Source organism: Sulfurospirillum sp. SCADC (genome assembly GCF_000743525.1).
Lineage (GTDB): Bacteria > Campylobacterota > Campylobacteria > Campylobacterales > Sulfurospirillaceae > Sulfurospirillum.
The window spans coordinates 1-13255 of the sequence record NZ_JQGK01000020.1 but is presented as its reverse complement, the minus strand read 5'-3'; the positions used below and the strand labels follow the sequence as shown (position 1 = coordinate 13255).

Sequence of the window (13255 nt, the reverse complement as noted above, 5' to 3'; positions counted from 1 at the left end):
CGTGCCAGAACTAGCTTATATCGCGCATTACCCTGAACATTTGATAGATCAAATTCGCCGCCTGATCACCGAAGAAAAACTGGGAAAATACCTGCTCTCCAAGTACCCAACCACACACAATCTCACCAGCGACAAAGCACTTTATACGTACGCAATGGAGCTTAAAAGCACGCATCTGCGCAAAAGTGAGCCGATCACCAAAGTGCTGTATGATGGCAAAATAAACGACATCAACGACGCGCTAGGATTGCACCGCATCACGATCAAAAACCACGGCGGACGCCTACGCAGCAAAAGTGAAATTAGAGTCGCAACGCTTTTTAAAAGCTCCCCCGAGCCCTTTTTGAAGATGATCTGCGTGCACGAACTCGCCCACCTCAAAGAAAAAGAACACAACAAAGCCTTTTACGCCTTGTGCGAAAATATGGAGCCAAACTACCACCAATTAGAGTTTGATGTCAGGCTTTACCTCACCCATTTAGACCTGTTTGGGAAGTTGTATTAGTTTACATGTAAAAAAGTCCCACATCTTAGATTATAATGATCAAAATTTTATCTGAGGCAAATTACCTATGTCCGAAACGACCATCCGCCTTGAATCCATGCACTCCAAACACTCCCAGTCATTGATCGAACTGCTCATTTACACGTTTCGAAATCACTTTAAACAGTGCCAAAATTTAAGCGATGAACAGTTAACCCATCTGTTTGAAAAACGTTTAGAATCTTCTTCCAACGAGGCATCAACGCACCGAATCGTCGCATTGGAGGGTGATAAAATTGTAGGAACACTGTGTTTAAAATGGAAGCCTGAGAGTAACCAAGACAAAGCTAAAAATACACTATTTTCGAAAGAGATGGTGCAGGTACTGGGCAAATGGGATTTTTTCAAATTAGCACTCTCTTCGCATTTGTTAAAGCACGACCCTGCGCTTTATGAGTGCTACATCGCCGACATTGCAGTGCATCCAGACCATCAAGCACAAGGCATTGAGCCACTTCTCATTAAATGGGCATGCGATTTTGCAAAAAAAGATTCAAAATTTGACCTTATAACGTTACATCTAATGGACAAAAACAGAGACACCACACGCTTTTTCGAGAAGTTTTTCTTTAGAACCTGCCTCCAAAAAAAAAGCTTTGCGCGGTCTGTTTTATTTGACGATTATCAATGGAACTATATGACTTTGCCTTTGAAGTAAATCCTGGAGTAACCCATGAAAACAGAACTACAATCACTTGATGCGGAAGAAAATGCGTTGATGGAAAGTGCGGAAATGGATGAATGGCAAGCAGTGGATAAGGCTGAACTTGAAACGACTAAAGCATTACTTGAAACCTCTGCTAAAGAGACACGCAAACAACAACGCATGGAAAAAAAACAGATTTCTTTTAAATATCCAGACAATAGAGATAGTTTTAGTGTAAAACAAATAGGGCTATTTCTTCTTATGGGATGCTTACTTTTGTTTGCATATCATCAAACAGAGTTGATTGGTCGAATATTTTTTGTATTATTTGCTTGTGCTGTGGGCATAGAACTATTATCTAATGCAAAAACTTTTTTCATAGATGAAATTATAATTGATGAAATATTTTTGATTTTGAAGAAAAAGAAAAAAGTTCATTTGCAAGAAGAGTGGTCGAATGTGGCTTTTAAGGTTACTCAAAACATAAACTATTTCTCTGAAAAAATTATTTTGGATTTTTATGGAATAAAATCAAAAAATCATATACTAAGAATTACCAATAGAGATTTATCAGAAGATTTATTTACGGAATTTATAGAAAAATTGTCGACAATTAGTGGAAGAAATCAAGATGACTTTATTCAAACATCTAACAACCAGTTACTAGCTTTTAATTTTGAGAAAACAGATGATATAACGACATTGGGTGAATGTAATAAACTTACATATGATGCTGTATTTGCAAAATATGGTATTTTAATTTTGATCGGCATGCTTATCGCGATAATAGGCATCTTAATAATTATAAAATAATGGATTAAATTTTAAGGAAATAGACCATGACCCCAACCCACCTCCCCATCTACATCATAGACGCCTTCACCGATACACTCTTCAAAGGCAATCAAGCTGCGGTGGTGCCTCTTGAGCATTGGCTTCCAGAATCCACAATGCAAAGCATTGCGTCTGAAAATAACCTCTCTGAGACGGCATTTTTTGTTAAAAATCACGAGGGTGTTTTTGAGATTCGTTGGTTTTCACCTTTGAAGGAGATCGACTTTTGTGGGCATGCGACGTTGGCGAGTGCGTATGTGATTTTCAACCATTTGGGGCATCCGTTTTGCATCACATTTTGGGCAAAAGCGGTGGGAAGAATTGAGGTGAATGCACTTGAAAATGGGTTGATTGAGATGAGTTTTCCAAACCGTGAACCTGAGTGTGTGGGGGAGGTTCCAGAAGCTTTAAAAACAGGACTTTCCATTGCGCCGCTTGAATTTTACAAGAACCAACAAGCTTATTTTGCGGTGTATAAAGACGAGGACGATGTCAAAAATGTCGTGCCCGATCTTGAAAAGCTGACAACATTGGCACCTTTTGATGTAGTAGTAACAGCTCCAAGTGTAGCGTTTGATTTTGTTTCGCGCTATTTTTGGCCTGCTAATGGTGGTGTGGAAGACCCTGTTACGGGCTCAATTCATGCAGGGCTTGCGCCATTTTGGTCGAAACGTTTGGGTAAACAAACGCTTGTCGCCCTGCAATCATCGAAGCGTTCAGGTGTGCTGTACTGCTGTGTTGAAAAAGAGCGTGTTTTTGTTTCGGGTGCGTGTGTGGAGTATTTGCAAGGGACGATTGAACTTCGTGCGTAAATCGTTACAATTTTTATAAAAGAGCATAAATTTCTCACGATAACATCATTATTTAGATCAAAATAATCTAAATGGTAATAAAATCGATTCACGAGATAAGCAGTATTGTGCCAAAAGTGAGGGAATAAATATGAAAAAGTATTTTGCATTGGGGATATGGTTCATCGTAACACCTCTTTTACTCTTGGCGTCACCCTCCGTGGCGCTTGTCAAGTCGGTTCAAGGGGATGTCGGCGTAACGCATGCTGATCACACAACGGTGAGCTTGAAACAAGGCGATAGAATCTTTGAAAAAGACTCTATTAAAACGGCTTCAAACAGCACCATCGGCATTGTTTTTGAAGACAATACCTTGATTTCGATCGGTTCCAATGCTGAATTTTTGGTTGATGAGTATCTGTTTGAACCTGAAAATAAAAATGTTAAATTTAAAAGCAATCTGTTCAAAGGGATTATGGCGTGCAAAACAGGACTCATTCCTAAGATCAATCCTGACGCAATGGAGATCAAAGCAAAAACGGCGACCATTGGCATCAGAGGAACCTATTTTGTAGCGGAGGCGAAAGAATGAGACACTTAGCACTTTTAGGACTCTGTTTAGGAGCCGTTTTGTTTTCAGGGTGTACGACCAAAGAGGTTCAAATAACCCTGATGCCCGAAGAAGATGGTAAAGTGGGCACTATCTCCGTGGCGGATCGCAAAGGTGATACGCACACGATAAACAAAGCCTATGAAGCCTTAGATATTTCTCAAAAAGGTGAGATTACATCCAAACGTGAGACCGAAGCGAGCGTTCAAGTCAAGTATGCGGAAGTGCTACATGCTTTACCGCAAAAACCTCAAAGTTACCTCTTCTTTTTTGGTTTTGACAGTGCTGTTTTAGAGGCAAAACAGCTTGAAGAGTTGAAGATGGTGGCTCGCTTGATTCGTGAAAATAAGGTTGTTGAAGTCATCAGCATCGGTCACAGCGATAGCGCAGGCGATAAAGAATACAACAAAACGCTTTCACTCCAAAGAGCTAAAACTGTTGCAGACAAATTGGCAGTCTATGGGGTGCCTAAGTCACTCATTCAATTGAAGTATTATGGTGATGCAAACCCGTTAGAACCGACTCCCAATAATAAACCAAACGCAAAAAACAGACGCGTGGAGATTATCCTCAAGTAGTTGCATTTGGTTTTACAAAGCTTTTGAATGTTTACATGTAAAGATAAAAACGCTTTGTAGTGTTTCATTTGAGAAGCAAAAAAGTCGCAATGGTCGAGATAGCAATGCCAACGCAGACTTCGATGGAGAGCGTAGCTCCTTCCAAAAGGTACAGCAGTAACGCGATGCTCGCGGGGCTTAGATACACATACGCCATCACTTTTTTGGGACCGATCACAATGGAGGCTTTTTGGTAGAGATAGACCGTGAAAAAAGTCGCCACGATGGCAAGGTAGAGCAGATAGTTCAACGCTTCGATGTTCAAGCGCTCCCACTCCAATGGAATGTCAAAAAGCATTAAAGCCATTCCCATCCAGAGCGATCCACCGATGAGCGTCATAAAGACCAGCACGCTCATATCATCGCCCGTGCGGTGAAGAAATTTGGTGCAGATGGAGTAAAGCGCCATGCTCAGTACCGCGGCTAAAAAGATCAGTTCACCTTGACCAAGTGAAAAGTGCAGCAGAAGGTTGATGTCGCCTTTAAAGACAACGATCAAGGTGCCAACGATACCACAAAGATAGATCATCAATTGCTTTTGGCTGATGCGCTCCTTAAAAAAGAAAATACACAAAATCGCCGTCACAAGGGGTACAAGCGTATAGAGTGTGCCCGTACTCAAAGCCGTCGTGTACTCCAATGCTTTAAAAAATGCGATGAAATAGAGTGCGTAAAAAAGGCTGATGATCAGCGTTCTCCAAAGCGATGGAAGGATGCGTGAGCGTTTTTTAGCACTCGTAAAGATAAAAGGAGCCAGTGCACAAGAGGCGATAAGAAAACGCAAAAGATTGAGTGAAATAGGGTGAATAACGCCAGAGAGTTTTTTGGAGATGATGAAAGAACCTGCAACCAAAAACGTGGCAAGAAGCACCATAAGATGCGCTTTGAATGCGTTTGACATGAAAACCTTTTTAAACTATTGGCGTTATTGTAGCAGATGCAAGATTTAGTGTGCTAAAAAATTATCTTTACATGTAAGGTCTATTTTTCAACCATAATGCGTGCGTGGGAATGGGTATAATGGCACTTTATTTATGTTTCGAGGAAGATGTATGGTTGCTCTCATTGCTCTTGGTTTACTCTCCGCGCTTTTTTTTAGCTCCACGTTTGTGCTCAACCGTTTGATGAGTTTAGACGGTGGACATTGGATCTGGTCTGCGTCATTGCGGTATGTTTTTATGATCGTTTTTTTACTGATCGTGATTCGTCTGTTTCAGGGTCAAAAACCGCTTCAATCGCTTTTTAGACTTTTTAGAGAACATTGGCTCTTTTGGAGCGTGGCGGGGAGCATTGGGTTTGGCTGTTTTTACGCTCTTTTGTGCTTTAGTGCAGATTATGCGCCTGCGTGGGTTATTGCGGCGACGTGGCAGTTGACCATTATTGCATCGCTTTTTGTTTTGATGCTCTTTGGAAGAGTGTTTCCCAAACGTATTTGGATCTTTTCAACGATCATCGTCATCGGTGTTGGGCTGATCAACACCTCACACATTTCGACCTTTCACTTTGTGGAGTTTGCCAAAGGTGCTTTTCCCGTTCTCATCGCCGCATTTTGTTATCCCTTTGGCAATCAACTCGTCTGGGAGTCCAAACACGGGCATACACTTTTCCCCAAGATCGATTCGCCGTTATTGGAAAATGCGTTTAACAAAGTCTTTTTGCTCTCTTTAGGTTCACTCCCCTTTTGGATCGTTTTAGTGGCATTGATCAACCCACCGATGCCCTCAATGGGACAAGTACTGAACACTTCACTGGTCGCACTGCTCTCAGGACTGGTGGCAACCACGCTTTTTTTACTCGCACGTCATCAGGCGCATAAGTCCAGTGAACTGGCCGCCGTCGATGCCACGCAAGCGAGCGAAGTGATCTTCGCACTCTTGGGAGAGATGCTCTTTTTAGGTGCGGAACTGCCCAATGCGCAAGCGTGGGCTGGGATGAGTTTGGTGTTTTTGGGACTTGGATTTTTTATCTACTTTCAAGAAAAAACGAGTGCTGTTGATGATTGATTCATTAAAATGAGTTACAATACCGCAAAAGATGATGGTAAGGATTTGAGATGAAAACGCTTCAAAAAGCATGGTGGTTGCTGGCACTGCTTTTCAGTGTGTGTGCATATGCCGAAAGCCAAAAAATGGCGCTTCCGTTTAACATCACACCTGAGATGTATGCTTCGTTTATGGCGCAAAGTTTAGCAGGAAATTTGCCTCAAACGTTTAAACACAAAGATCTCTCTTTAGTCGTTACCAAAGTCTATGCGATGCAAAACAAAGTCTTTTTTCAATCCACCACAACCCAGTACAAACAAATTTTAGAGGAGCTTAATAAATACCACACGCTGCCCGATGATCTGAAAAAACAGTGCAAAGACTTTTCCAAAATTGCGATGGTAGACAAGGGCGTTGAGTACTACTTAAGTGTCGAAGAGGGGAACAAAAAATTTGTGGCTAAATACGATAAAGAGGCGTGCTCTGAGAGTTTTGACCCTGCTCAAAAAATCTTTATCGGTGGGTACAACCGTTATGGCATGGATATGAACGGTGCAAGCAAAAAAGAGAATCTTGCCAAAAAATCTTCTCATTAATTAGCGCACGCAGTTCCGCCCCGCATCTTTAGCGGCATAGAGTTTTTCATCGGCTTGGATGTAGAGCTCATCCAACCCTTCAATCCGCTCTGAGAGCATCACAAGACCGATACTCACAGTAAAATTGAGCGTTGAGTTTGTATCATAGGAAACATTGAGTTGGCTTAGCTCTTCTCTAAGCTTTTCCATCTTGGCTCTGGCTTGCTCTTCGGTTACATGTAACAGTAAAAACGCAAACTCTTCTCCACCCAGTCTTCCCATTAAATCCGTTTCTCGCAAGCTACCTAAGCACTGTTTTGCAAGTGCTTGTAAAACGGTGTCACCAATAGGATGACCAAAGGTGTCATTGATGCGCTTAAAATAGTCAATATCAAGGATAGCAAAACAGAGAGAGGTGTTATAGCGTTTGGCGCGTTTAAGCTCTTTTTCTAGTATTTTGCGTCTTTCTATCTCTTCATTGAGTAATTTTTGCTCTAACAAAAGCGCTTGATGAGAACGCGAGCCGTGGTATTCAACCCAACTGCTGATAATCGCTACACCAAGATAGGTGATACCAAAACGAACTTGAAAGGGGATGCTGTAGATCGTGTGAATTTCAGGAACAAAAAGGAAAAGCCCGATCATCATACATAAGAGTAAAAAGCTCCATAAAAAGCCAAGACGATGCCCCAATAAAAAGATGATGCCTACAGGGTAGATATAAGCCCAAAGAATACGGGAATTCTCAGCATCAGTATGGAACACCATGTAAAGAAGCAAAAAAGTGTAGAGAAGATTGGCACCATGGTAGAGCAGATACGTTCTTTTGATGGTAGGAATGAGGAACAATGAGCCAATCATATGCCCTGAAAAAAGTATGATCAGAAAGGCTAACGCATAATTCTTGATGTAGACATTATAGGCTCCAGAACCAATGGCAACAGGCAACATCAAAAGAGCGATCCACACATAATGGTTGAGTCTAAAAATTTCCTCTTCATGCTGAGAATGCGCCTTAGAAACAATGAAATCAACAAGATGTTGAATGTTCTTAGCTAATCTAATCATGGCAGCTCTTTTTTTTTAATTCTACATCGCAACCGTTATAAAAGCGTTGTATTGAAAAAAGAATCCAAGAAGAAAGGTGGAAATAAAGCGTTATGTTTCAAAGATTCTTAGCTGTCAAGAAAATCTTGCGAACAAAACCTCCAATTCATTAACGAACGCAGTTACGCCCTGCATTTTTAGCAAGGTAAAGTTTCTCATCGGCTTGAATGTAAAGCTCATCAAGTCGTTTAATGCGCTCATTCAACATGGCTAATCCAATGCTGACGGTAAAGTTGAGCGTAAGCCCTCCATCGTAGGGAACACTCAGTTGACTCAGCTCATCTTTGAGTTTTTCCATCTTCGCTCTAGCGTGTTCTTCGTTTACATGTAAAAGGATCAATGCAAACTCTTCACCGCCCAACCGCCCAATAATATCCGTCTCCCTCAAACTCTGTTTACAATGCTGTGCTAACGCTTGGAGTACGCTATCGCCCACAGGATGACCCAGTGTGTCATTGATGCGTTTAAAATTGTCAATATCAAGTACCGCAAAACAGAGCGAAGCATCGTAACGCATGGCACGTTGAAGCTCTTTTTCTGCCAATTCCAAGAAATAACCACGGTTGTAGACCAAGGTTAGGGTGTCCGTTTGTACGAGGTATTGAAGCTCTTTCTCAAGCACACAACGTCGCTCGATCTCCTCTTTGAGCAGTGCTTGTTCTAAAAAAAGAGCGTAGTGCGTCTGCAAAGATTCTTTTTGGTACCGCGCACGGTGATACTCCACCCAACTGCTGATAAACGCAACGATCATATACGTAATGGCAAAACGAATTTGAAACGGGATGCTGTAGACGGTGTGAATATGCGGAACAAAGAGAAACAGCGCGATGATCATGCTCAAAAAGAGACAACTGTACAAAAAACCCAGACGATTGCCAAATAAAAAGATAACACTAATGGGATAAATATAGGTCCAAAGGATGCGTGAATTTTCACTATCAAGATGCGAAACAACGTAAAGCAGTAAAATCGTATAAAGAAGATTGGCGCCGTGGTACAGCAGGTACGTTTTTTTAATTTTAGGGATGAGAAAGAGCGAGCCAATCGTGTAAGAGGCAAAAAGCATGATCAAAAAAGCCAAGGTGTAATTGGCACTATACGCATTGTAAACACTGGTAAAAAGGGAGACAGGAATCATCAAAAATGCAATCCATACGTAATGGTTAAGTCGTGAAAGCTCCTCTTCATCTCATCTAAAGAGGGAGATTTCTCGACAATAAGATCCACAAAATGCTGCATGTTTTTAGCCAGTGAAAGCATGTTGCCTCTTTTTTTCTGATCATTGTACATTAATTATTGTGACAAAGGTGTTGTATGTTACATGTAAACGTAAAAAGTTGCACTATAAAGCAGGACTAAGCTTTAAGGGTTTTGATCCATATGTTTTGAAGAAGCGCTATGGCTTCTTCGATCTCTCTCTCCGCTAGCCCTCCAAACCCCATGCGAATCGCTTCCCACGTCTCACCGTAAAGATCACTCGCACAATAGAGTTTTATACCTTCTTTAAGGGCGTTTTCTCTTAATTTTTTCAGATCAATCGTAATGGTAGGTCGTATTAAAATGGCAAGTCCACCGCCTTCACTGATGATCTCTATCATAGATCCTAACGTGCTTTTGAGTCTCTCTTTCATCAAGTCGTGTTTCTTTCGGTTTAGAGTGCGGATTTTGCGTAGATGTCGCTCCCAATGACCACCTTTCATAAACAGTTCCAAGGTTTTTTGGGTACACAGTGACACAGGGCAGCGTTGATGACGCATTTGGCATACCTTTGCATACGCTTCCAAGTAGCGATGCGGAAGCACGATGTAGCTCACACGAAGTGTGGGAGAAAGCGACTTGGAAAACGTTCCAACATAGATAACATTTCCATCATGATCCAGTCCTTGAAGTGAAGGAATAGGGCGATTTTGGTACCGTAGTTCACTGTCGTAATCATCTTCGATGATAACCCCTTGAACGCGTTTTGCCCAATCTAACAACTTCATACGGTTAGGAATAGGCATCGTGACCCCTGTTGGGTATTGGTGGGAGGGGGTAATATACACCAGTTTGACTTTCGTCGCTTCCAGTTGGTCAATGTTTAAACCGTTGTGATCGACTTTAACGGGAACACTGTCATAACCATAATCTTCAAAGACCTTGCCCGTAGCAGGATAACCAGGATGCTCAATGGCGATTCGTTGAAAAGTCTCTTTAAAGAGTGCCGCAAGATGGTTCATCGAGTCTGTAAATCCACCACAAACAACGATTTGCGAAGCGTCACAGTTCACACCACGGGATTTTATAAGGTACTGCGCAATTTGAGTTCTGAGTCCCTGTTCCCCTTGCCTGTCACCATACGCCCCAAAGTCTAAACTCTCTTTCATCGCTTTGATAAAAAGACGTTGCCACAGTTTCAAAGGGAACGCATCATGCGTCAACCGAGCAGGAAAAAAATCATAACGAATCAGAGGCTTTGGTTCCGATACGTTGAACGGCGCTGTTAAAGAGGGCGTACCATATTCGTGAAAGGTATCGGCAACAAAGTAGCCACTTTTGGGAATACTCTCAATGTACCCTTCCGCATAGAGTTGTTTGTACGCTAGTTCCACAGTGGTTTTACTGAGTGTGTACTCTGTTGCAACTTTGCGTACCGAGGGAAGTTTTGCTCCAGACGAAAGGGTGTTTAAAATCTCCTCTTTCATGGCTTCGTAGAGCTGTATGTAGAGTGGCTTTGTGGCTTCTTTGTCAAGGATATACATAACTGACCCCTAAAATATTTACTTAACTGGCTCTTGTGTAGAGTACAGATTGAGATTATAATACCACAATTACAATTTAAAATAATTCAATGGAGAGATAAATGATTTCAGATAAATTGCGATCAGTTATGCAAAAAGAGGGAACGGTTGCTATCATCGCCCAAGGAAAAAACTTTCCTCATGTTGTCAATACATGGCACTCATTTGTGACAGTAAACAATGATAATTTCATTGTTCCCGTTGGTGGAATGAACACAATGGGAGAAGCTTTGGCACACAATAACAGAGTTTTAGTGACGGTTGGAAGTAAAGAAGTAGAAGGCTTGCACGGTGAGGGAACTGGGTTTTTGCTTCATGGAAATGCGACGATTGTGTACGATGGTGATGAATGTAACCAGATGAAAGCGACTTACCCGTGGGCACGAGCGGTGATGAAAATCGCGATTAAAGATTTTATCCAAACAACGTAGGAGAGACGATGCGAAGAGCTGAATTTGAAGTCAATGATACTAACCGTATCGAGGAATTATTTGCCGAGTGTGAATACGGAACACTCTGCTTAATGGATGAGCAAGAACCGTATGGCGTGCCACTGAATTTTGTCTGGTATGAGAAAAGCCTCTGTTTTCATGGCTCTAAAGAAGGGCGTAAAATGGAGCTAATCGCCAAAAATCCTAGAGCGAGTTTTAGCGTGGTGAAGCCACTCTCCTTGATTCCCTCTTACTTTAGCAACACGCGTTCTGCTTCGCCTGCAACACAGTTTTTTATCTCGGCTCATATCACAGGGTTGATTGAAATCGTGAGCAATGCTGATCTAAAATGTTTGATGCTCACAGCGCTCATGCAAAAGCTGCAACCCGAAGGCGGTTACGATGCCATCGAAGCTACCAATCCCATTTATACCAAAATGATAGAGCAGACAGGGCTTCTTCGCTTAAACCCAGAGTCGATCTCGCTCAAGTTTAAAGCAGGGCAAAACCTAAGTGAAGAGCGTAAAAAAAGCCTAATTGAAAAGTTACGCGAACGCGGAACCACCCTTGATCTTCTTACCATTGATCTGATCAAACAAATGGATTTAAAGTAGAAAAGAGGCTTTACATGTAAAGCCTCTCATGTATTTAGGCGTTCGCCTCTTTGAGGGCTGCTTCGACATATAATTCACGAAGTTTTTGAACCATGGGACCTGGTTTTCCACTGCCGATAGGCTTACCATCAATTTCGATGATAGGAAGAACAAAAACAGTCGCACTTGCCATAAACGCTTCATCTGCATTTAACGCTTCTTCAATGGTAAAAAGACGCTCTTCAACTTTGATGTTGTTTGCTTTGGTAAATTCCATTAAGAGTTTGCGACGAATACTTGGCAAAATCGCATTGGAAAGTGGACGCGTGATAATCACGCCATCTTTCACGATAAAGGCAGCCGATGAGGTTCCCTCTGTGACAAAACCATCTTCAACCATCCAGCCTTCAAAGGCACCTTTTTGGTGGACTTCTTCTTTGGCTAACACTTGACCCAAGAGTGAAATAGACTTGATGTCACGTCTTTTCCATCTGATGTCCGCACAACTGACCACTTTGATGCCCGTTTTTGCCAAAGGATGGTTGATAATCTCTTTTTTAAAGGTAAACGCCATAAATGTGGTTGGGGTATTTTCAGGGAAATAAAACTCACGAGGTGCCACACCGCGTGTCACTTGCATGTAAATGCCACCTTCAACGATCTCATTTTTAGCAATTAACGTATCTAAGATCGTAATGATCTCCGCTTTGCAAAAAGGCGCTTTGAGCCCAATTTTGCTCATACTTGCATCAAAACGCTCAAAGAAAGGCTCTTTGTCAATCACTTTTCCATTAATAACAGGTACCACTTCGTAGATACCATCGCCAAAAAGATACCCACGATCAAAAATAGATACTTTCGCATCTTCCTCTTTACAAAAATCTCCGTTTAAAAAAACAATACTGCTCATTACAGACTCCAAAAAAAATAATACGTAATTGTATCAAAAGGTTTCTTAGCCATCTGTGCAATAAGTAGGCAATGGTTTTTTCTTTACATGTAAAGCATTGAAAAAGAAGTTTAGGGCATTTTCTATTTTGGTTTTAAAGATTAAAGAGATATTATTTTTAATGGGTGTTGGAGTTTGTGGCAAATTGGGTTAGCGTAAAAGTAAAGACCTTTTTGATTTACTAATCTCCTGACCCCTAATCTCTTTAATGCGAAGAAGGAGTAGTCATGGAATTTGTAGCAATTGACGTGGAAACTGCAAATGCAGATATGTCTTCAATTTGCCAAATTGGATTGGCGAAATATAAGAATGGAATACTTGTAGAGGAATGGTCATCGTTAGTCGACCCAGAAGATTATTTTGATTTTATAAATATCGATATTCACGGAATCACTGAAGATGATGTTATTGGTGCTCCAAAATTTCCTGATGTCTTTCAGAAATTATCTGATTTTTTAACTGGTGGGATTTGTGTAAGCCATACACACTTTGATCGAGTTTCAGTTAGTCGAGCGATTAATAAATATTCTCTGAATTCAATTAATACCGTATGGCTTGATTCTGCAAGGGTGGCTCGTCGTGCATGGGAAGAGTGTGCATGGAGTGGGTATGGGTTATCTAACATTTGTAAAATGATTGGGTATGAATTCAAGCATCACGATGCACTCGAAGATGCAAAGGCTTCTGGACAAGTATTAGTTGCTGCTATTAATAAAACAGGTTTAGATTTGGATGCCTGGTTTAAACGAGTTTCTCAGCTTCAAATATTCGTCAATTAAACAGTAAACTGCTATAA

16 protein-coding genes are annotated in these 13255 nt (G+C 41.4%); 11 read left to right on the top strand and 5 right to left on the bottom strand.

The features are described 5' to 3' along the window. The first annotated feature begins 1 nt into the window (after window position 1). The 6 genes from JU57_RS12095 (at window position 2) to JU57_RS12070 (ending at window position 4003) form a co-directional block, all read left to right on the top strand. Entirely contained in the window at window positions 2-505 is a 504-nt protein-coding gene (locus tag JU57_RS12095) for a YgjP-like metallopeptidase domain-containing protein (RefSeq protein WP_037961505.1), read from the top strand. A gap of 67 nt (window positions 506-572) precedes the next feature. Next, the gene (locus JU57_RS12090) at window positions 573-1202 is read left to right on the top strand and encodes a GNAT family N-acetyltransferase (protein ID WP_037961503.1); all 630 of its coding nucleotides are present in this window, start codon (window positions 573-575) and stop codon (window positions 1200-1202) included. 15 nt (window positions 1203-1217) lie between these two features. Continuing rightward, the gene (locus JU57_RS12085) at window positions 1218-2003 is read left to right on the top strand and encodes a hypothetical protein (RefSeq protein WP_037961500.1); all 786 of its coding nucleotides are present in this window, start codon (window positions 1218-1220) and stop codon (window positions 2001-2003) included. Between the two features lie 26 nt (window positions 2004-2029). Beyond that, window positions 2030-2836 (top strand): PhzF family phenazine biosynthesis protein, encoded by an 807-nt coding sequence (locus tag JU57_RS12080; protein WP_037961498.1) that lies wholly within the window; start codon window positions 2030-2032, stop codon window positions 2834-2836. A 130-nt stretch (window positions 2837-2966) separates the two neighbouring features. Beyond that, entirely contained in the window at window positions 2967-3407 is a 441-nt protein-coding gene (locus JU57_RS12075; RefSeq protein WP_037961495.1) for a FecR domain-containing protein, read from the top strand. Beyond that, window positions 3404-4003, top strand: coding sequence for an OmpA family protein (locus tag JU57_RS12070; RefSeq protein ID WP_037961493.1), 600 nt, complete (start codon window positions 3404-3406; stop codon window positions 4001-4003). Before JU57_RS12075 ends, JU57_RS12070 begins: the two co-directional genes overlap by 4 nt. A gap of 64 nt (window positions 4004-4067) precedes the next feature. Here the strand turns inward: JU57_RS12070 and JU57_RS12065 are convergent, their stop codons facing one another. After that, window positions 4068-4943, bottom strand: a complete 876-nt coding sequence (locus tag JU57_RS12065; RefSeq protein ID WP_037961491.1) for a DMT family transporter — start codon at window positions 4941-4943, stop codon at window positions 4068-4070. A 151-nt stretch (window positions 4944-5094) separates the two neighbouring features. Here JU57_RS12065 and JU57_RS12060 point away from each other — a divergent pair, with 151 nt between their 5' ends. Both JU57_RS12060 and JU57_RS12055 read left to right on the top strand, forming a co-directional pair. Then, complete coding sequence (locus JU57_RS12060) at window positions 5095-6045, top strand: multidrug resistance efflux transporter family protein (RefSeq protein ID WP_037961488.1); 951 nt, start codon at window positions 5095-5097, stop codon at window positions 6043-6045. A 50-nt stretch (window positions 6046-6095) separates the two neighbouring features. Further along, a complete protein-coding gene (locus JU57_RS12055) occupies window positions 6096-6620 on the top strand; it encodes a hypothetical protein (RefSeq protein ID WP_037961486.1) in 525 nt (174 codons plus the stop codon). On the opposite strand, the gene JU57_RS12050 is transcribed toward JU57_RS12055, so the two are convergent. The 3 genes from JU57_RS12050 to JU57_RS12040 all read right to left on the bottom strand — a co-directional run bounded on the left by JU57_RS12050 (window position 6621) and on the right by JU57_RS12040 (window position 10447). Then, window positions 6621-7667, bottom strand: coding sequence for a GGDEF domain-containing protein (locus JU57_RS12050; RefSeq protein WP_037961484.1), 1047 nt, complete (start codon window positions 7665-7667; stop codon window positions 6621-6623). 148 nt (window positions 7668-7815) lie between these two features. Next, on the bottom strand, window positions 7816-8844 hold the full coding sequence (locus tag JU57_RS13820) for a GGDEF domain-containing protein (RefSeq protein WP_294877312.1): 1029 nt from the start codon (window positions 8842-8844) through the stop codon (window positions 7816-7818). 217 nt (window positions 8845-9061) lie between these two features. Continuing rightward, entirely contained in the window at window positions 9062-10447 is a 1386-nt protein-coding gene (locus JU57_RS12040) for a PLP-dependent aminotransferase family protein (RefSeq protein ID WP_037961482.1), read from the bottom strand. 101 nt (window positions 10448-10548) lie between these two features. Here JU57_RS12040 and JU57_RS12035 point away from each other — a divergent pair, with 101 nt between their 5' ends. Together JU57_RS12035 and JU57_RS12030 are read left to right on the top strand one after the other, a co-directional pair. After that, window positions 10549-10917, top strand: coding sequence for a pyridoxamine 5'-phosphate oxidase family protein (locus JU57_RS12035; RefSeq protein WP_037961479.1), 369 nt, complete (start codon window positions 10549-10551; stop codon window positions 10915-10917). A gap of 8 nt (window positions 10918-10925) precedes the next feature. Further along, on the top strand, window positions 10926-11531 hold the full coding sequence (locus JU57_RS12030; RefSeq protein WP_037961476.1) for a pyridoxamine 5'-phosphate oxidase family protein: 606 nt from the start codon (window positions 10926-10928) through the stop codon (window positions 11529-11531). A 34-nt stretch (window positions 11532-11565) separates the two neighbouring features. Here JU57_RS12030 and JU57_RS12025 read toward each other — a convergent pair whose 3' ends face one another. Then, a complete protein-coding gene (locus tag JU57_RS12025; protein WP_037961473.1) occupies window positions 11566-12420 on the bottom strand; it encodes a D-amino-acid transaminase in 855 nt (284 codons plus the stop codon). A gap of 266 nt (window positions 12421-12686) precedes the next feature. On the opposite strand from JU57_RS12025, the gene JU57_RS12020 reads away from it, so the two are divergent. Continuing rightward, window positions 12687-13238: a 3'-5' exonuclease gene (locus JU57_RS12020; protein ID WP_051906849.1), complete on the top strand. Its 552-nt coding sequence runs from the start codon at window positions 12687-12689 to the stop codon at window positions 13236-13238. The last annotated feature ends 17 nt before the right edge of the window (window positions 13239-13255 follow it).